Genomic DNA, 17,964 nt, shown 5'->3' on the forward strand with positions numbered 1-17,964 from the left:
GGAGAACTTACGAATAAACGAATGAACGGAAACTGAATTTAAAATTACATTTATGTAATGGTTGTTAATGGTTAGGAGCGGAAGTTAATCTTTCGTTTTGAGTTTTCCGAGACCGTCAGACCGCCCGGAATAACCGGGCGGTCGTTTTTGCATCAGACGCGTTCGGCGGATTTTGCCCAGAGGTTGATGTCCGCATCCCTGGCGTAACGATCGATTTCCGAAAGCTCCTCTGCGGAGAAATCGGGGTTGTCGAGCGCCTTCACGCAATCTTCGACCTGTTCGACACGGCTTGCGCCGATGAGCGCCGAGGTGATGCGGCCGCCGCGAAGCACCCAGGCGATCGCCATCTGCGCCAGCGTCTGGCCACGCCGCTCGGCAATCCGGTTGAGCGCACGGATGTTTTCGACATTGCGCTCGTTGAGGAAGGCCGGGTTGAGCGACTTGCTCTGCGATGCGCGGCTGCCGTCCGGCACGCCGCCCAGATATTTCGTCGTGAGCATGCCCTGCGCCAGCGGTGAAAAGACGATAGAGCCGATGCCCAGATCTTCCAGCGTATCGACCAGACCATCTTCCTCGATCCAGCGGTTGATCATCGAATAGCTTGGCTGGTGGATGATGCAGGGCGTGCCGAGATCCTTCAGGATCGCGGCGGCCTCGCGGGTGCGTTTCGAATTGTAGGACGAGATGCCGACATAAAGCGCCTTGCCCGAACGCACGATCTGGTCCAGCGCGCCGCAGGTTTCCTCAAGCGGCGTGTTGGGGTCGAAGCGGTGGGAGTAGAAGATATCGACGTAATCCAGCCCCATGCGCTTCAGGCTCTGGTCGCAGGAGGAGATCAGATATTTGCGGCTGCCCCACTCGCCATAGGGGCCGGGCCACATGTTGTAACCTGCCTTGGACGAAATGATCATTTCGTCGCGATAACCGGCAAAATCCGTCTTCAGAATTTCGCCGAAGGCGGTTTCGGCGCTGCCGGGCGGCGGGCCGTAATTATTGGCGAGATCGAAATGGGTAATGCCGAGATCGAATGCCCGGCGGCAAATGGCCTGTTTGGTCTGGTGCGGCGTGTCGTTGCCGAAATTGTGCCAGAGTCCGAGCGAAATCGCCGGCAGTTTCAGACCGGTCTTGCCGCAATGATTGTATTTCATGGATGTGTATCGGTTTTCGGCCGGTTGCCAAACCATGGGTCTTCCTCCACTTGCTGATGAATGGTTGCCGGGGAACCCCGCAACCCTTTGAGCCGATGAGGGCAGGCGTCAAGCCGCCCACCTTTCCCAAACGGGATGGTTAAGCCTTTCGCCGCATGGTTTCAATGCGAGGATTGGCAGGTATGAAGATCGAAGACGCGGAACTGCGGCTGTCCGCTGCCTGTCTTCGGCGTGAAAATGATGCGGCGCGTTTCGCCGGCGGCAAGATCGAACAGATTGTCGGAATAACGTCCCGGTTGATCGGTCTCGAGCATGACGAAAAGGGCGAGACCGGCGGCGGTGACATCGATTTCGAACTGGCCGTTTTTCAACGTCTTGACGGAGAACGTCAGTCCGGCCGGCTGAAGCTCCAGCGCCTTGTAGGTATCGCGCACGTGATGGCCTTCGCCCGTCATGCCGTTGGAGGCAATGAAGCTCCACGCAAGGATGGCGCCTTCGGGCAGGCTGTCCATGTCGATTTCGGTCAGTATCGCCGCCTTGTCCGTCGCGCATGTACCATTGGCGGACTTCAGCGGCACGCGATTGCCGTCCATGGTCAGCGCAACGATATTCATGTCGATTTCGACATCCTCCGCCGTGTCGTTGACCATGGAGAAGCTTACCCGGCGTCCATCGTCCGAGGGAATGGCCGAGACCGCGACCGGCTGGAAGAAGCGGCGCGCGGCATAATGCAACGCCTTCCAGCCGCCGCCGTAATCGAGGCTCGACCAGGAGGCGACCGGCCAGGTGTCGTTGAGCTGCCAATAGAGCGTGCCCATGCAATGGGGTTTCAGCGAGCGCCAGTGGTCGACAGCGGTGCGGATGGCCAGCGCCTGCTGAACCTGGCTCAGATAGACGAAATTGGCGAAATCCTTCGGAAAGCGGAAATAGCGGAACATGGTGCCGGCGATCCGCTCGTTGCCGCCGACATTCTTCTGATGCAGCTCGATTACCGGGGAGGCGATGTTCATGTCTTTCTCTTCCGCATAGGTGCGGATGACCGGCATGGATGTATAGGACTGGAAACCGAATTCGGAACAGAAGCGGGGCTTCACCGAACGGTAATTATCGAACGATTTGTTTTCATGCCAGACGGACCAGTAATGCATATCGCCGGAACCGTCCGCATGCCAGGCGTCGCCATAATCGAGATAGCCTGAAGCCGGGCTGGAAGGCCACCAGAGCGCTTCGGGAGCAGCTTTTTTCAGGGCCTTTTCGATGGTGCGGTTCAGGCGGTCGTAAGCCACGAGATAGCGGTCGCGGTTGTTGCGGGACTCGTCAAACCAGGTGAGCGCGCCCACCAGTTCGTTATCGCCGCACCAGAGCGCGATCGACGGGTGCGAAGACAGGCGTTTTACCTGGTAATCGACCTCGTGTTCGATATTGTCCAGAAAGTCCTCGCTGCAGGGGTACAGGTTGCAGGCGAACATGAAATCCTGCCAGACCAGAAGGCCGAGACGGTCGCAGAGATCGTAGAACCAGTCCTCCTCGTAAAACCCGCCGCCCCAGACCCGGATCATGTTCATGTTGGCCTCGACCGCCGAGCACAGGAGGTCTTCGGTTTTTTCGCGGCTGGTCAGCGAATAAAGCGCATCTGATGGAATCCAGTTGGCGCCACGGCAGAAGATTTCCCGGCCGTTGATACGAAAGGCAAAGCGGCTGCCCGCCTCATCCTTGTCGGTCAGAAGCTCGATGGTCCTGAAGCCGATCTTACGGGTGACGGTTTCATCCGGCAGTTCGACCGTCAGCGTGTAGAGTGTCTGTTCGCCGCTGCCCGCCGGCCACCAGAGCGCGGGGTTTTCCACGAAGAAGATGTGGCGCACCACCGTCTCGCCCGCACCGACGCCGCAATCCAGCCGCAGCCTTTCATCGTTGAGAGACAGATAGACCGGCAGGCTCGCCGGGCCTTCGGCAAACAGCGTGACGGCCACATGCAGCTCGACCCCACCCTCGATATGGTGCTGAGAGGTGACGACATGTTCGATGCGGGCCGTATCGAGGCGCCTCAGCAGGATTTTGCCGTAGAGGCCGAGCGGTGCAATCGCGATGTTCCAGTCCCAGCCGAAATGGCATTGCGGCTTGCGCAGCATGTTGCCGTTGGCAATCGGCGAGTTGCCTTCATGGTAGGGGATATAGAAAGGCTGCCGCGCCTGACGTTCCGCACCGGCGGCAACATTGGAATGGAAATGGATGCGAATGGTGTTTTCACCGGGCCGCAGGGCGCGCGAGACATCGGGACGGTAACGGCGGAAGCAATTGTCGGAGCTCAGGACCGGCACGTCGTTGACGAAGACGATGGCGACGGTATCGAGGTAATCGATATCGAGATACCAGCTGGCATCGGCGTCATCGAGAACGAAAGTCCGCTCGATGATCCAGTCCCGCTGTGCAACCCATTGCACCGCATTTTCATTGGCGCCGTGATAGGGGTCAGGGATGATGCCCGCATTTTTGAGAGCGCTATGAATATCGCCCGGCACAGGAAGCTCGGTAGCATGGTCTCCTTCAGCCGATGTCAGGCGCCAGAGCCCGGCCAGATCGATGACGGTTTCGGGCGAGGAGGAAGAAATCATGATCGGACCCTGCATATACGAATTCAAAGTGGATGAGCCTGCATTATGATGCGGGCTTGTGTCAGAATCTGGGGAAGACGGATGGCCGCAAACCGGCTGCGGCCCGGTTCGTTCGGCTGTGTTATCTCTCCCTCCGGCAACGTTACCGTAAAACTTCCATTTCGTCATGCCTTCGGGATGAAACTTCCAGCGCAAAAAATGCCGGTCGGTGCGATCCAGAAAACATGAGATTGACAGACCTGAATTATTCTAAAATTTTTTGATAAATATCAATTATATATTGTTGTTTTTTAATCTCAATTATATGCGCCTGAAGCGAGTTTTTCATACGTCGCCTGATCTGGGTACAGGGTCCAATCGCAGGGGATATTTTTCCCGACCTATATCGTTATAGCGAAAATCTCCCGCAACCGGATTGATCCCTGCGGCTGACGGCGACGTTCGCCTTTGCAAGAGAGTAAAAAGCTATCTATGATTATCGTTCGGTAAAGCGTGGCGAAATGACATGAACGATACTGGTAAATCCGGCGGGGGCGAAGTACCCGCAACGACGGGCGCACGTCCCACCCTGAAGACTATCGCCTATATGACGGGACTTGGCATCACCACCGTGTCGCGCGCGCTGAAGGATGCGCCTGACATCGGCGCGGAAACCAAGGAACGCGTGCGGCTTATCGCCCGGCAGATCGGCTACCAGCCGAACCGCGCCGGGGTGCGCCTTCGCACCGGCAAGACCAATGTGATCGCGCTGGTGCTGAGTGTCGATGAGGAACTGATGGGCTTCACCAGCCAGATGGTGTTCGGCATCACCGAGGTCCTGTCTGCGACGCAATATCACCTGGTCGTCACCCCTCACACCCATGCCAAGGATTCCATGGTGCCGATCCGCTACATTCTCGAGACCGGCTCGGCGGACGGCATCATCATCTCCAAGATCGAGCCGAACGATCCGCGTGTCCGCTTCATGACTGAGCGCAACATGCCCTTCGTTACCCATGGGCGCTCGGATATGGGTATCGAACATGCCTATCATGATTTCGACAACGAGGCTTACGCCTATGAGGCCGTCGCGCGGCTGGCTCAGCGCGGGCGAAAGAGGATCGCCGTCATCGTGCCGCCATCGCGGTTTTCGTTCCATGACCATGCCCGCAGGGGATTCAACCGGGGGATCAGGGATTTCGGCGTTGCGGAATTCCCGCTGGATGCCGTCACCATCGAGACGCCACTCGACAGGATACGCGATTTTGGCCAGCGATTGATGCAGTCGAGCGATCGTCCCGATGGAGTGGTCTCGATCAGCGGCAGCAGCACGATTGCGCTTGTCGCAGGTTTCGAGGCCGCGGGTGTGAGGATCGGCGAGGATATCGACGTCGTTTCAAAACAATCCGCGGAGTTCCTGAACTGGATTCAGCCGCAAATCCACACCGTCAACGAAGATATCAAGCTTGCGGGCAGGGAGCTTGCCAGGGCCCTTTTGGCGCGCATCAATGGCGCGCCGCCGGAAACGCTGCAAAGCATCAGCAACCCGGTCTGGTCCTCGATGGCGCCGAAACCGTGAGAGAAGCATCGCCTTTCCCGATCAGGAGAGGCAATTCTTCAGCGAACCGGCAATGCCGCGCATCAGCTGGAAATAAAGATCGGGGCCGGGTTCAAGCGTTGCCGCCTCGGGATCGAGCGTCGCCGATTTCGCCGCCGTGCCTTCGGTGATGACCGAGACCAGTTTTGGCTCGAATTGCGGTTCGGCAAAAACGCAGGTCGCGCCCAGCTGGCGAACCTTTTCCTGTATCTGGCTGACGCGATCAGCACCGGGCAGGGTTTCGGGACTGACAGTGATCGATCCCGCCGTCTTCACGCCATAGCGGTGCTCGAAATATTGATAGGCGTCGTGGAAGACGATGAAGGGTTTGTCCTTTACCGGCCTCACCGTTTCCGCCAGCTCCGCGTCGAGCGCATCGATATCGTCGATCAGTTTCTTCGTATTGGCCTGGTAGGTTGCGGCATTGCCGGCGTCGGCCGCAATCAATGCGGTTTCGATCTCCTGGGCCATGGCCTTGGCATTGGCCGGATCGAGCCAGAGGTGGGTGTCGTATGCACCATGTTCATGGTCGCCGCCATCGTTTTTGTGGTCCTCGCCATGATCGTGCCCCTGGTCGTGTCCATGACCAGATGCGTCATCCGTGTGGCCGGCATGCTCTCCATGGCCTTCCTTATCATCGTCATGCTTCTCGAAAGGACCGCCTTCGCGGAAAGGAAGCTTCTCCAGCCCCTTGGCATCTTCCAGTTCCACAACCGTTGCCTTGCTGGCAAGCGCCTCCAGCGGCGTTTGCAGGAAAGCTTCCAGCCCCGGTCCGACCCAGAAGACCAGGTCGGCCTTTTCCAGCGTGCGCGCATTGGAGGGCCTGAGATTATAGGTATGCGGGGAGGCCGCGCCATCGACGATGAGTTTCGGTTCGCCAACGCCGCGCATGATCGCTGCGACAAGGGAATGGACAGGCTTGATCGAGACCACGACATTGGGCGCGGCCGTGGCGCCGGAGGCGGCTGCCGCTATTGCTGCCGATGCCATGAGCGGGATCACGAACGATCGCATGAAATGCACTCCACTTGAAGAAGTATGGTTATGTTATTACATTTATTGCGTAACTCTATAACGTATGCGATAGCGGTAAGCAACATCGCCGATCGGACAATCCCATGCTTCATTCCGCCCACAAGGGCAACGAGATACTGGTCTCCCTTTCCAATGCCGGCGCGCGGCGCAACGACCGCTGGCTGGTGCGCGGCGTGGAGTTTTCCGTCAGCAAAGGCGAGATCGTCACGCTGATCGGGCCGAACGGTTCGGGCAAATCCACCAGTGCGAAAATGGCGATCGGCGTCTTGAAACCGAATGAAGGCGAGGTGTCGCGCATTGCCGGTCTGAGGGTCGGTTATGTGCCGCAGAAGCTTTCCGTCGACTGGACCATGCCGCTTTCGGTACGCCGGCTGATGACGCTGACCGGACCATTGCCGGCGCGCGAAATCGACGCGGCGCTGAATGCCACGGGCATCGCGCATCTGGCCGGTGCGGAGGTCCAGCATCTTTCCGGCGGAGAGTTCCAGCGTGCGCTTCTTGCCCGCGCCATTGCCCGCAAGCCGGACCTGCTGGTGCTTGATGAGCCCGTGCAGGGCGTTGATTTTTCCGGTGAGATCGCGCTTTATGATTTGATAAAAAATATCAGGAATTCAAATAATTGCGGAATTCTGTTAATCTCGCATGACCTGCATGTGGTAATGGCGGAAACCGATACCGTGATATGCCTGAACGGCCATGTCTGCTGCCGGGGAACGCCGCAGGCGGTAAGCCAGAGCCCGGAATATATGCGGCTTTTCGGTGGCGCTGCGGCCAAGGGCCTTGCCGTTTACAGCCACCATCACGACCACACCCATCTGCCCGATGGCCGGGTGCAGCACGCGGACGGTTCGGTGACCGAACATTGTCACCCCGATGACGGTCATCATCACGCGCATGACCATGAGCATCCTCACGATGATCATCATGACGACCATGGCGAATGCGGTTGCGGCCATGAGCATGACGGCCATGCCACCTCCAACCACGGGCAGGGAGAGCGGCATGTTTGACGATTTCTTCGTCCGCGCCATGGTCGCCGGCATCGGCGTCGCGCTCACCGCCGGGCCGCTCGGCTGTTTTGTCGTCTGGCGGCGCATGGCCTATTTCGGCGATACGATGGCCCATTCGGCGCTGCTCGGCGTTGCCCTGTCGCTGCTTTTGCAGATCAATCTCATCGTGAGCGTCTTTCTGGTGGCGTCCGCCGTTTCGATCCTGTTGATTTTTCTGCAACGGCGGCAGGCGCTTTCCGCCGATGCGCTTCTCGGCATACTCTCCCATTCGGCGCTGGCGATCGGTCTCGTCATCGTCGCCTTCATGAGCTGGGTGCGCATCGACCTCGTATCGTTCCTGTTCGGCGATATTCTGGCCGTCACCCGCAGCGATATCGCGCTGATCTGGGGCGGGGGGCTGGTGGTGCTGGTCTCCATGGTGTTCCTGTGGCGGTCTCTGCTCGCCTCCACCGTCAATACCGAGCTGGCCGAGGCGGAGGGGCTGAACCCGGAACGTTCCAAACTCATCTTCACGCTGTTGATGGCGCTGGTGATCGCCATTGCCATGAAAGTGGTCGGCATCATGCTGATCACCTCGCTGCTCATCATACCGGCTGCGACCGCCAGACGGTTTTCCGCCACGCCCGAGGTGATGGCGGTGGTCGCGTCGCTGATTGGCGCGGTTGCCGTCGTCGGTGGCCTGTTCGGCTCGCTGACCTACGATACGCCGTCCGGCCCGTCCATCGTGGTTGCCGCCGTGATCCTGTTCGTTATAAGCCTGTTGCCGGCGCCGGGTTTTTCCCGCTCCGCGGATGAAGGAGGCAAGTCATGAATGCGCAGAACCTTACCAAAAACCAGTCGCTGGTCATGAATGCCCTGTCGAATGCGCATGCGCCGCTCAGCGCCTATGTGATCCTCGACAAGCTGCGCGATGACGGTTTTCGCGCACCGCTGCAAGTCTACCGGGCGCTGGAAAAGCTGGTGGAATACGGCCTCGTGCACCGGCTTGAGAGCCTCAACGCCTTCGTTGCCTGCACCCATACGCAGGCTGAATGCTGCTCGCATCACCACGGAACGGTGGCCTTTGCCATTTGCGAATCCTGCGGGCAGGTGAACGAGTTCCACGATCACGAGATCGACCACCGCCTTGAGCGCTGGGTCAAGGACAGCAAGTTCAAGGCGGAAAAGACCACCATCGAGATTCGCGGTCTCTGCGCCGCCTGCGCGGCATAGGCACCCCCTTTTTAGAGGGCCGGCGTCATCCTTCGATGATCGCCAGATCCTTTGAAAAACGCTTCCAGTTCTCGATGTATTTTTCCGCCGAGCGGCGAAGGCCGGCGACGGCCTCATCATCCAGTGTTCTGATGGCTCGTGCAGGTGATCCGACGATCAGGGAATTGTCTGGAAACTCCTTGCCTTCCGTCACCAGCGCATTGGCGCCGACAAGGCAGTTGCGGCCGATCTTCGCGCCATTCAGGATCGTTGCGCCCATACCGACCAGCGAATTGTCGCCGATGGTGCAGCCATGCACGATGGCGTGGTGGCCGATGGTGCACATTTCACCGATGACAGCGGCAAAACCGGGATCGCTATGCACCATCGCGCCTTCCTGAATGTTGGTACCACGCCCGACGCTGATCGGTTCATTATCGCCGCGCAGCGTCGCGCCAAACCAGATGCCGACATCCTCACTGAGCGTCACCGAGCCGATGACATTGGCATCGGGCGCCACCCAGTAGCGACCCGGCGCAGGGGTTTGCGGCACCCGGTCGGCAAGGCGATAAAGCGGCATGGCGGTTTTCCTCCCTCTGGATTTTCGCTGATCGCGGTCAGGCGACCGTGACGGACAAGGTGCCGACACCCTCGACGCCGCATTCGATCCGGTCACCGCGCAGGATGGGGCCGACGCCCGCCGGCGTGCCGGTCATGATGACGTCGCCTGCGGCGAGCGTGAAGAGTTTCGAAAGTTCGGCAATCACTTCCGGCACCTTCCAGATCATCTGGGCGAGATCGCCGGTCTGCTTGCGCTCGCCATTGACATCGAGCCAGATCGCTCCGGCGGCAGGGTGGCCGATCTTGTCTGCGGGAATGATGGCGGAAACCGGCGCGGAATATTCGAATGCTTTCGCGCCCTCCCAGGAACGGCCCATCTTCTTCAGACCGTCCTGAAGGTCGCGGCGCGTCATGTCGATGCCGACGGCGTAACCCCAGACATGGTTCAGCGCTTCACTTGCCGGAATATCCGCACCGCCGCTTTGGAGAACCACGACACATTCGACTTCGTAATGCACGTTCGACGACAGCGGCGGGTAGGGGAAGTCGTGACCTGCGGGCAGCAGATTGTCCGCGTTCTTCTGGAAATAAAACGGCGGTTCCCGCGAGGGATCGTGGCCCATCTCGATGGCGTGATCGGCATAATTGCGGCCGACGCAATAGACCCGCCGCACGGGGAACATCGCATCCGTGCCTTCCACGGGCAGAAGAACGGGTTTCGGGGCGGGAATGACGGTGGCGGCCATGGGATTTCCTGTCGTCTTTTTTAGAGCTGCAAGTCTTGTCCCGCGATTCCGGGGCGATTTCCAGTTCAAAATGGCTGCGATCGCAAAACTGGCTTTTTGCGGTCCTTTGCTGTAGAAGCCCGCGCAAAGAGGTTAATTCATGTATAGAGAAGCGCTTGCAAACGGCGAGAAAATTTTCGCCGTGGCCCCCATGATCGATTGGACCGACACGAGGTGCAGATTTCTGCACCGGCAATTGTCGAAGCGCGCGCTGCTTTATACCGAAATGATCGTCGCCGACGCCATCATCCATGGCCAGCGCGACAGGCTGCTCAGCTATCACACCCAGGAACATCCGGTGGCGCTGCAACTCGGTGGATCGGATCCGGCAAAGCTTGCCGAGGCGGTGCGGATTGCCGGCGATTACGGTTATGACGAGATCAATCTCAATGTCGGCTGCCCTTCGGACCGGGTGCAATCCGGCACTTTTGGCGCCTGCCTGATGCGGGAACCGGAGATCGTGGCGCAATGCGTGACGGCGATGAAGGCTGTTGCGAGCGTGCCGGTCACGGTGAAATGCCGCATCGGGGTTGACGATCAGGAGCCGGAGGCCGTGTTGCCGGAATTTCTGGCGCGGGTCGTCGCCGCTGGTGCGGACGCTGTCTGGGTGCATGCGCGCAAGGCCTGGCTGCAGGGGCTTTCGCCCAAGGAAAACCGGGAGGTTCCGCCGCTCGATTATGATCTCGTCTATCGTATGAAACGGGAAAATCCTGACGTCTTCATCGGCATCAATGGCGGTATCGCCGATCTCGATCAGGCGAGCGAGCACCTCAAACATATTGATGGCGTGATGCTCGGCCGTGCGGCCTATCACAACACGTCCATCCTCGCCGAGGTCGACCATCGTATCTATGGTGAAGAGGCCCGGCAGCCCGACTGGATCTGGCTGCGTGACGCGATGATGGCCTATGCCGCCGACTATATCGCTGCGGGCGGGCGTCTCAACCACGTTACCCGCCATATGGTCGGCCTGTTTCAGGGCATGCCCGGTGCGCGTCGTTTCCGGCAGGTTCTATCCAGCGACGCCACCCGGCCAGGCGCCGGACCAGAGGTGATCGAGGCGGCGTTCACCGCCATCGATTTCAATCCGACGAAAGAAATGGCAGGCTGAGAGGGATCAGACCGCTTTTTGCAATGCCCGCGCGCCGTTGGGCGCATTGATCTTGCCGCCGGTGATGAAGAAGGCGAAGACGTCACGCGGGGTCTTTTCGGCCTGCCTGTCGGGCGCGATCAACGGCAGATCGTCCGGTACGCCGCCCGCCGCATAGGTCTTGACCCGTTTTGCCCAGTGATCGATCCCGGCTTTCGGGTAGCAGGTCTCGATATCGTCTTCGCCCTTCTGCAGGCGGCAATAGACGAAATCGGCAGTTACGTCAGGCAGCATCGGATAATCGTGATGATCGGCGCAGACGACTGCGACCTTGTGTTTTGTGAGTAGATCGATGAATTCCGGCACCTGAAATGTCGGGTTTCGCACTTCGACGACGTGACGAAGGCGGATGCCATCCTGTTTTTCGGGAAGCAGCGCGAGAAAGGCACCGAAATCATCCGCGTCGAATTTTTTCGTCGGCGCGAACTGCCACAGGATCGGGCCGAGATGGCGTCCGAGTTCCGTCAGCCCTTGTGTCAGGAACTTCGCCATCGATTCACCCGCCTCGGCCAGAACCTTGCGGTTGGTGACGAAGCGGCTTGCTTTCAGGGAGAAAACGAAATCCTCAGGCACATCCGCCGCCCATTTGGCGAAGGTCTCGGGTTTCTGGCTGCTATAATAGGTGCCGTTCACCTCGATTGCCGTCATTTGCCGGCTGGCATGTTCCAGCTGGCGTTTTTTCGGCAGTTTTTCCGGATAAAACGTGCCTTCCCACGGCTCGAAGGTCCAGCCGCCGATACCGGTGCGGATCGTGCCTGATGTCGACATGTGCTGTTCCTCCTCCGGCTCTCAGCCTTACGAATCCTCGCTCGGAAAAGCTGCGGATTACTCCGCAGCCTCGCGTTTCCCAGCCGGCCGGCGTTCCAGAAGCTCCTTCAGGAAGTGACCGGTATAGGAGCGTTCGTTCTTGACGATGTCTTCCGGCGTGCCGGTCGCCACCACCTCGCCGCCGCCCGTGCCGCCTTCGGGGCCGATATCGATGATCCAGTCGGCCGTCTTGATGACTTCGAGATTGTGCTCGATCACCACGACGGAGTTGCCCTGATCCACCAGCGCCTGCAGCATTTCCAAAAGCTTGTTGACATCGTGGAAATGCAGGCCCGTTGTCGGTTCGTCGAGGATGTAGAGCGTGCGGCCGGTAGAGCGTTTCGACAGTTCCTTGGCGAGCTTGACGCGCTGGGCCTCACCGCCCGAAAGCGTATTGGCCTGCTGCCCGACCTTGATATAACCGAGGCCGACATCGAACAGCGCTTGCAGCTTGTCGCGCACCGCTGGCACTGCGGCGAAGAATTCAACGCCTTCCTCGACAGTCATATCCAGCACGTCGGCGATGGACTTGCTCTTAAAGGTCACATCCAGCGTCTCACGATTGTAGCGTTTGCCGTGGCAGACGTCGCAGGTGACATAGACATCCGGCAGGAAGTGCATCTCGATCTTGATGACGCCGTCGCCCTGGCAAGCTTCGCAGCGGCCGCCCTTGACGTTGAAGGAGAAACGGCCAGGTGCATAACCGCGCGCCTTTGCCTCCGGCAGACCGGCGAACCAGTCGCGGATCGGCGTGAACGCGCCAGTATAGGTGGCGGGGTTGGAGCGCGGGGTGCGGCCAATCGGCGACTGGTCGATGTCGATCACCTTGTCGATGAATTCGAAACCGTCGATGCGGTCGTGTTCGGCCGGGATTTCGCGCGCGCCCATTACCCGGCGTGCCGCCGATTTGTAGAGCGTCTCGATCAGGAAGGTGGATTTTCCGCCGCCCGAAACACCGGTAACGGCAGTGAAAACGCCGAGCGGCACGGCCGCAGTTACATTCTTCAGATTGTTGCCGCGTGCACCAAAAACCTTGATCTCGCGGCCTTTTTTTGGCTTGCGGCGCTCGGCCGGCACGGCAACGCCGAGTTCGCCGGAGAGATATTTGCCGGTCAGCGACTTCGGATTGGCCATCACCTCCTGTGGCGTGCCTTCGGCGATGATCTGACCGCCATGAATGCCGGCAGCCGGGCCGATATCGACGACATAATCCGCCGTCAGAATGGCGTCCTCGTCGTGTTCTACGACGATGACCGTATTGCCGATGTCGCGCAGGTGCTTCAGCGTATCGAGCAGGCGGGCATTGTCGCGCTGGTGCAGGCCGATCGACGGCTCGTCCAGAACATAGAGAACGCCGGTGAGGCCCGAGCCGATCTGCGAGGCAAGCCGGATACGCTGGCTTTCGCCGCCGGAAAGCGTGCCGGAATTACGCGACAGGCTGAGGTAATCCAGACCGACATCGTTGAGGAAGCGCAGGCGCTCGCGGATTTCCTTGAGGATGCGCACCGCAATTTCGTTCTGCTTGGCGTTCAGATTTTCAGGCAGCGTTTCGAACCAGTCGCGCGCCATGCGGATCGACATCTGCGTGACTTCGCCGATCTGCAATTTGTTGATCTTGACCGCCAACGCTTCCGGCTTCAGACGAAAACCGGCGCAGGCCGGGCAGGGGGCCGCCGACATGTAACGCTCGATTTCCTCGCGCGCCCAGGCACTGTCGGTCTCTTTCCAGCGACGCTCCAGATTGGGAACGATGCCTTCGAAATTCTTCACCGTCTTGTAGGAGCGCGCGCCGTCCTGATAGTTGAACTCGATCTTGTCTTCGGTACCCTGAAGAATGGCGTGCTGCGCCTCTTTCGACAAATCCGTCCATTTGCTCGACAGCTTGAAATCGAAGGCTTTGCCGAGCGCTTCCAGCGTCTGGTTGTAATAGGGCGAGGACGATTTGGCCCAGGGGGCGATCGCGCCGTCCCGCAGGGTGCGTGCCGGCTCAGGAACGATCAGGTTTTCATCCACCTTCTGCTGTGAGCCGAGGCCATCGCAGCTGGGGCAGGCGCCAAAGGGATTGTTGAAGGAGAAAAGCCGTGGCTCGATTTCCGGAATGGTGAAGCCGGAGACCGGGCAGGCGAATTTTTCCGAAAACAGCACGCGCTCGTGGGTTTCGTTGAGCGATTTGTTGGCGGAGCCGCCAGCCGAGGTCTCTTCCGGCGGCAGTGGCTTGTCTGCAAATTCCGCCACCGCCAGCCCATCTGCGAGCTTGAGGCAGGTCTCGATACTGTCGGCAAGGCGTGCTGCCATATCCGCGCGCACGACGGCGCGGTCCACCACCACGTCGATATCGTGTTTGTATTTCTTGTCGAGGGCGGGAACGTCAGCGATCTCGTAGAACTGGCCATCCACCTTGACGCGCTGGAAGCCCTTCTTCATCAGATCGGCGAGTTCCTTTTTATATTCGCCTTTGCGGCCGCGCACGATCGGCGCCAGAATATAAAGACGCGTACCTTCTTCGAAACCGAGAATACGATCGACCATCTGGCTAACCGTCTGGCTTTCGATCGGCAGGCCGGTGGCCGGCGAATAGGGCACGCCGACACGCGCAAACAGCAGGCGCATATAGTCGTAGATTTCCGTGACCGTGCCGACCGTGGAACGCGGGTTCTTCGAGGTGGTTTTCTGCTCGATGGAAATCGCCGGGGACAGGCCCTCGATACGGTCAACATCCGGCTTCTGCATCATCTCGAGGAACTGGCGCGCATAGGCCGAGAGGCTCTCGACATAGCGACGCTGGCCCTCGGCATAGATCGTGTCGAAGGCAAGCGACGACTTGCCCGAGCCGGAGAGCCCGGTCATGACGATCAGCTTGTTGCGCGGCAGATCCAGATCGATGCCCTTGAGGTTATGCTCACGGGCACCACGGATGGAAATCGTCTTCAATTCACTCATGATAAAGCTCGGACAAAAATAACAGGCCTGATGGCGGCGCGTCCTTATGTAGTGACGCAGCCGGACGTGTCGAGGTTTATTCCCTATCGGTCGATGGCTTTTCGGCTCACTTGACTCGAATTTCACGATTTAATAGAACAAAAAAGGAACAAATTGCAAGTGCGAATATACGCTCTTCGGAAGTCTGGATTATTCGCTGTGGATTGTTCTCCGTTGCGGTGCCCTTTATGGGCGGCGATGGGTATTGTGTGCGGAATTTTTTGAAATGCAATTGCCGGTCATGACGACTGGCGGACAGGATGACGAGATGGCTGGTAGCGTAAACAAGGTAATTCTGATTGGGAACGTTGGCGCCGATCCCGAAATTCGCCGGACGCAGGACGGCCGTCCGATCGCCAACCTGCGCATCGCCACTTCGGAGACCTGGCGCGACCGCAACAGCGGCGAGCGCAAGGAAAAGACCGAATGGCACACCGTCGTGGTTTTCAACGAAGGCCTGTGCAAAGTCGTCGAGCAATATGTGAAGAAGGGCGCCAAGCTCTATATCGAAGGCCAGTTGCAGACACGCAAGTGGCAGGACCAGACCGGTAACGACCGTTACTCCACCGAAATTGTGCTGCAGGGCTTCAACTCCACGCTGACCATGCTCGATGGTCGTGGCGAAGGCGGCGGTGGCGGTGCTGGTGGCCGCAGCGGCGGCGGAGACTTCGGCGGTGGAGATTATGGCAGTGGCGGCGGTTACGACCAGCAGCCGGCGGCGGCGCGTGGCGGTTCTTCCTCCCGTGGCGGCAGCCAGCCTGCCGGCGGCTTCTCCAACGATATGGACGACGATATCCCGTTCTGATCGGATGAGAAATGACGAGTGAAGTGACAGGAGACGGGCATGAGTGACGAAACGGTACCCAAACAGCCCGCCACCTGGCGCATCATATTGGCATTTTTCCTCGATTTCTGGACAGCGTTTTTCGTCGCCGGATTCCTTGTCGCATCGGTTGCGGGCGGGCAAACGCCAAACGGCTTTCAGTTGAATGGCATGCCCGCCTTTTTCGCCTTCGCACTGATCATCGCCTATTTCGTCGTGCTCGGGCGGTTTTTCGGCGGCACGCTGTGGCAGCGCCTTTTGAAAGCCAAACGATAGTCGTCGGGTTGGAATGAGCGCACCGAGAGCGTTTTATTCCAGGGTTGCGGCAGCTTATGCCGCGACCTTGTCCGCCAGCATCGCAACCATGACATCGGATTGCGATAGGATACCCACCATCTTGCCGTTGGCGTCGATCACCGGCAGGTAATGCAGCCCTTCCTCCGCAAAGCGGATGATTGCTTCTTCTATCGCCGTCTCCGGCCGTACGGTTCTGACCGGCGATGTCATGATATCCTTGACGGTATCGTTGGGGGCGCTTGCACCGGAGAAAATAAGGCGCAGCCGCTGCAGGAAACCGATGGAGGGGCGGCCGTTTCTCCAGCTCGCCTTTTCCAGAAAATCCGTCTGGGTGACGATGCCGACGATTTCGGCCCTGTCATTGGTGACGGGAAGCGCCTTGAAATGATGGTTATGCATCAGCGCATGGGCGTGGCGCAGGCTGTCATCCGGGGCGACGCCGACAACGTCGCGCGACATGACGCTGGCGCAATCGAGATGCAGCGCGCGGCGACGCCAGGATCGCAGTTCGGTTTTGCGCAAAATGGTCTCCAGTTCGTCGCGGTCGATATCCAGAACCTGGTCATATTCCTTCAGCACCTCGTCCAGATCGGCAGACGAAAAGCCGATTTTCTGGATCGGGGTCGGATCCGTCGTGCCGTGGCTCGCCTTTCCCAGCTTCAGGCCATGCGGATAGGCGCGGCCGGTGGCATTGTTATAGGCGAGCGCCAGGATGAGAAGGATCAGCGAGTTCCCGAAGACGGGCCAGAGGAGAAAACCATAACCGAGGCTGTGCACGGCGGGGCCGCCGAGAACGGCCGTCAGCGCCACCGCGCCGCTTGGCGGATGCAGGCAGCGCAGCGCCATCATGGCGGCGATGGCAAGGCTGATGGCGAGCGCGCTGGCAAGGAAGATATCCGGAACGAGGAGCGCCACCGTCACGCCGACGAAAGCCGAAACGAGATTGCCGCACAGGATCGACCACGGCTGCGCAAGGGGACTGGACGGCACGGCGAATAAAAGCACCGCCGATGCGCCCATCGGAGCGATCATGGCGGGCAGGGTGGGGTCGAAGCGGAAAACAAGGCTGCCCATGAGACCGGTCAGCAAAATGCCGACGAAGGCGCCGGCAGCAGTGCGCAGCCTTTCCCTGTGACTGACGGGAGCGGCATCCGGGATGAGGCGGCGCAGCGTGGATCGCATGGAGAGAGCTTTCTGATGCGGAAAAGATGTGCGTCTTTTAACCGAGGCGGGGGCCGGATTTAAAGAGCGGATTTTTCGCAATATGGGCCGGCTGCAGGAATTTCTTGCGCGGCAACGACCGTCAGAATGCGAATGCCGATTTTATCCCGTCCACCACGAATTGCACCGAGAGGGCGGCGAGCAGAACGCCGAGCAGCCTTGTGAGGATCGCACGGCCGGTATTGCCGAGAAAGCGGTCCATGCGTTCCGAAACGATCAGGGCGGCGTAGACGAGCGCCATGGCGAAAGCGAGAATGAGAATAAGCACGACCATTTCGAGCGTCGTCTTCATCGTTCCCGCCAGAAGCACGGTGGCGGAAATGGCGCCCGGCCCGGCAATCAGCGGCAAGGCGAGCGGAAAGACCGCCAGATTGTGCAGATGGTCTTTGGTAATGGCGATCTCGGAGGTCTTTTCCTTACGCTCCTGACGTTTTTCGAAAATCATCTCGAAGGAAATCCAGAATAGCAGCAGACCGCCGGCGATGCGGAAGGCGCCCAGCGAGATGCCTAACAGGTTGAGGATCGCAAGGCCGAACAGGGCGAAGACGGCGAGAATGCCGAAGGCGATGAGCGAGCCGCGCAGAGCCACCTGGGCACGCTGGGCACGCGTCATTCCAACCGTGAGTGCGAGGAATACGGGTGCAAGGCCGGGTGGATCGAGCGTGACCAGAAGTGTGGTAAGCGCGTTGATAAGCGTTTCGCTGCTGGCCATTCTTTCCCCACCTGTTCTGTTTTTAGGCCGGAGCCTACGCAAGTCGTACATGCATTA

General features: G+C 59.3%; 16 protein-coding genes. 7 read left to right on the forward strand and 9 right to left on the reverse strand.

Annotated elements, in window-relative coordinates:
• Nucleotides 1-152: 152 nt before the first annotated feature.
• Nucleotides 153-1,184: an L-glyceraldehyde 3-phosphate reductase gene (gene mgrA, locus RS75_RS06115; RefSeq protein ID WP_045018421.1), complete on the reverse strand. Its 1,032-nt coding sequence runs from the start codon at nucleotides 1,182-1,184 to the stop codon at nucleotides 153-155.
• A 125-nt stretch (nucleotides 1,185-1,309) separates the two neighbouring features.
• Nucleotides 1,310-3,775, reverse strand: coding sequence for a beta-mannosidase (locus RS75_RS06120; RefSeq protein ID WP_045018423.1), 2,466 nt, complete (start codon nucleotides 3,773-3,775; stop codon nucleotides 1,310-1,312).
• 490 nt (nucleotides 3,776-4,265) lie between these two features.
• Between RS75_RS06120 and RS75_RS06125 the strand changes: the two genes are divergently transcribed.
• Nucleotides 4,266-5,318, forward strand: coding sequence for a LacI family transcriptional regulator (locus tag RS75_RS06125; protein WP_045018425.1), 1,053 nt, complete (start codon nucleotides 4,266-4,268; stop codon nucleotides 5,316-5,318).
• Nucleotides 5,319-5,339: 21 nt separating this feature from the next.
• On the opposite strand, the gene znuA is transcribed toward RS75_RS06125, so the two are convergent.
• On the reverse strand, nucleotides 5,340-6,350 hold the full coding sequence (gene znuA / locus RS75_RS06130) for a zinc ABC transporter substrate-binding protein ZnuA (protein ID WP_045018427.1): 1,011 nt from the start codon (nucleotides 6,348-6,350) through the stop codon (nucleotides 5,340-5,342).
• A 104-nt stretch (nucleotides 6,351-6,454) separates the two neighbouring features.
• Between znuA and znuC the strand changes: the two genes are divergently transcribed.
• From znuC to zur, 3 genes are read left to right on the forward strand one after another with little or no spacing between them, the layout of a single operon-like run.
• Nucleotides 6,455-7,381 (forward strand): zinc ABC transporter ATP-binding protein ZnuC, encoded by a 927-nt coding sequence (gene znuC, locus RS75_RS06135; RefSeq protein WP_045018429.1) that lies wholly within the window; start codon nucleotides 6,455-6,457, stop codon nucleotides 7,379-7,381.
• Nucleotides 7,374-8,192 (forward strand): zinc ABC transporter permease subunit ZnuB, encoded by an 819-nt coding sequence (gene znuB / locus RS75_RS06140; RefSeq protein ID WP_045018431.1) that lies wholly within the window; start codon nucleotides 7,374-7,376, stop codon nucleotides 8,190-8,192. The genes znuC and znuB overlap by 8 nt, the downstream gene beginning before the upstream one ends.
• A complete protein-coding gene (zur, locus tag RS75_RS06145; RefSeq protein WP_045018433.1) occupies nucleotides 8,189-8,593 on the forward strand; it encodes a zinc uptake transcriptional repressor Zur in 405 nt (134 codons plus the stop codon). The genes znuB and zur overlap by 4 nt, the downstream gene beginning before the upstream one ends.
• 25 nt (nucleotides 8,594-8,618) lie before the next feature.
• On the opposite strand, the gene RS75_RS06150 is transcribed toward zur, so the two are convergent.
• Complete coding sequence (locus tag RS75_RS06150) at nucleotides 8,619-9,152, reverse strand: gamma carbonic anhydrase family protein (protein ID WP_045018436.1); 534 nt, start codon at nucleotides 9,150-9,152, stop codon at nucleotides 8,619-8,621.
• A 37-nt stretch (nucleotides 9,153-9,189) separates the two neighbouring features.
• Nucleotides 9,190-9,879, reverse strand: coding sequence for a fumarylacetoacetate hydrolase family protein (locus RS75_RS06155; RefSeq protein ID WP_045018438.1), 690 nt, complete (start codon nucleotides 9,877-9,879; stop codon nucleotides 9,190-9,192).
• A 139-nt stretch (nucleotides 9,880-10,018) separates the two neighbouring features.
• Between RS75_RS06155 and dusA the strand changes: the two genes are divergently transcribed.
• Nucleotides 10,019-11,029, forward strand: coding sequence for a tRNA dihydrouridine(20/20a) synthase DusA (dusA, locus tag RS75_RS06160; protein ID WP_045018439.1), 1,011 nt, complete (start codon nucleotides 10,019-10,021; stop codon nucleotides 11,027-11,029).
• 6 nt (nucleotides 11,030-11,035) lie between these two features.
• Here dusA and RS75_RS06165 read toward each other — a convergent pair whose 3' ends face one another.
• Both RS75_RS06165 and uvrA read right to left on the reverse strand, forming a co-directional pair.
• On the reverse strand, nucleotides 11,036-11,836 hold the full coding sequence (locus tag RS75_RS06165) for a DUF72 domain-containing protein (RefSeq protein ID WP_045018441.1): 801 nt from the start codon (nucleotides 11,834-11,836) through the stop codon (nucleotides 11,036-11,038).
• Nucleotides 11,837-11,893: 57 nt separating this feature from the next.
• On the reverse strand, nucleotides 11,894-14,815 hold the full coding sequence (uvrA, locus tag RS75_RS06170) for an excinuclease ABC subunit UvrA (protein ID WP_045018442.1): 2,922 nt from the start codon (nucleotides 14,813-14,815) through the stop codon (nucleotides 11,894-11,896).
• A gap of 265 nt (nucleotides 14,816-15,080) precedes the next feature.
• Between uvrA and RS75_RS06175 the strand changes: the two genes are divergently transcribed.
• Both RS75_RS06175 and RS75_RS06180 read left to right on the forward strand, forming a co-directional pair.
• A complete protein-coding gene (locus RS75_RS06175) occupies nucleotides 15,081-15,659 on the forward strand; it encodes a single-stranded DNA-binding protein (protein WP_045018443.1) in 579 nt (192 codons plus the stop codon).
• Between the two features lie 39 nt (nucleotides 15,660-15,698).
• Nucleotides 15,699-15,953 (forward strand): hypothetical protein, encoded by a 255-nt coding sequence (locus RS75_RS06180; RefSeq protein ID WP_045018444.1) that lies wholly within the window; start codon nucleotides 15,699-15,701, stop codon nucleotides 15,951-15,953.
• 54 nt (nucleotides 15,954-16,007) lie between these two features.
• On the opposite strand, the gene RS75_RS06185 is transcribed toward RS75_RS06180, so the two are convergent.
• Nucleotides 16,008-17,156, reverse strand: a complete 1,149-nt coding sequence (locus RS75_RS06185) for a CBS domain-containing protein (RefSeq protein WP_045018445.1) — start codon at nucleotides 17,154-17,156, stop codon at nucleotides 16,008-16,010.
• Between the two features lie 121 nt (nucleotides 17,157-17,277).
• The gene (locus RS75_RS06190; RefSeq protein WP_045018446.1) at nucleotides 17,278-17,907 is read right to left on the reverse strand and encodes a MarC family protein; all 630 of its coding nucleotides are present in this window, start codon (nucleotides 17,905-17,907) and stop codon (nucleotides 17,278-17,280) included.
• Nucleotides 17,908-17,964 lie beyond the last annotated feature (57 nt).

It is taken from the genome of Rhizobium nepotum 39/7 (assembly GCF_000949865.1).
Classification (GTDB): domain Bacteria; phylum Pseudomonadota; class Alphaproteobacteria; order Rhizobiales; family Rhizobiaceae; genus Agrobacterium; species Agrobacterium nepotum.

Excerpts from the sequence above, each read along its gene's own strand:
- RS75_RS06155 (WP_045018438.1), bottom strand. The coding sequence starts at position 9,879 with ATGGCCGCCACCGTCATTCCCGCCCCGAAACCCGTTCTTCTGCCCGTG.
- RS75_RS06185 (WP_045018445.1), bottom strand. The coding sequence starts at position 17,156 with ATGCGATCCACGCTGCGCCGCCTCATCCCGGATGCCGCTCCCGTCAGT.
- uvrA (WP_045018442.1), bottom strand. The coding sequence starts at position 14,815 with ATGAGTGAATTGAAGACGATTTCCATCCGTGGTGCCCGTGAGCATAAC.
- RS75_RS06125 (WP_045018425.1), top strand. The coding sequence starts at position 4,266 with ATGAACGATACTGGTAAATCCGGCGGGGGCGAAGTACCCGCAACGACG.
- znuC (WP_045018429.1), top strand. The coding sequence starts at position 6,455 with ATGCTTCATTCCGCCCACAAGGGCAACGAGATACTGGTCTCCCTTTCC.
- zur (WP_045018433.1), top strand. The coding sequence starts at position 8,189 with ATGAATGCGCAGAACCTTACCAAAAACCAGTCGCTGGTCATGAATGCC.
- RS75_RS06165 (WP_045018441.1), bottom strand. The coding sequence starts at position 11,836 with ATGTCGACATCAGGCACGATCCGCACCGGTATCGGCGGCTGGACCTTC.
- RS75_RS06180 (WP_045018444.1), top strand. The coding sequence starts at position 15,699 with ATGAGTGACGAAACGGTACCCAAACAGCCCGCCACCTGGCGCATCATA.
- dusA (WP_045018439.1), top strand. The coding sequence starts at position 10,019 with ATGTATAGAGAAGCGCTTGCAAACGGCGAGAAAATTTTCGCCGTGGCC.
- RS75_RS06190 (WP_045018446.1), bottom strand. The coding sequence starts at position 17,907 with ATGGCCAGCAGCGAAACGCTTATCAACGCGCTTACCACACTTCTGGTC.
- znuB (WP_045018431.1), top strand. The coding sequence starts at position 7,374 with ATGTTTGACGATTTCTTCGTCCGCGCCATGGTCGCCGGCATCGGCGTC.
- RS75_RS06150 (WP_045018436.1), bottom strand. The coding sequence starts at position 9,152 with ATGCCGCTTTATCGCCTTGCCGACCGGGTGCCGCAAACCCCTGCGCCG.
- RS75_RS06120 (WP_045018423.1), bottom strand. The coding sequence starts at position 3,775 with ATGCAGGGTCCGATCATGATTTCTTCCTCCTCGCCCGAAACCGTCATC.
- mgrA (WP_045018421.1), bottom strand. The coding sequence starts at position 1,184 with ATGGTTTGGCAACCGGCCGAAAACCGATACACATCCATGAAATACAAT.
- znuA (WP_045018427.1), bottom strand. The coding sequence starts at position 6,350 with ATGCGATCGTTCGTGATCCCGCTCATGGCATCGGCAGCAATAGCGGCA.
- RS75_RS06175 (WP_045018443.1), top strand. The coding sequence starts at position 15,081 with ATGCAATTGCCGGTCATGACGACTGGCGGACAGGATGACGAGATGGCT.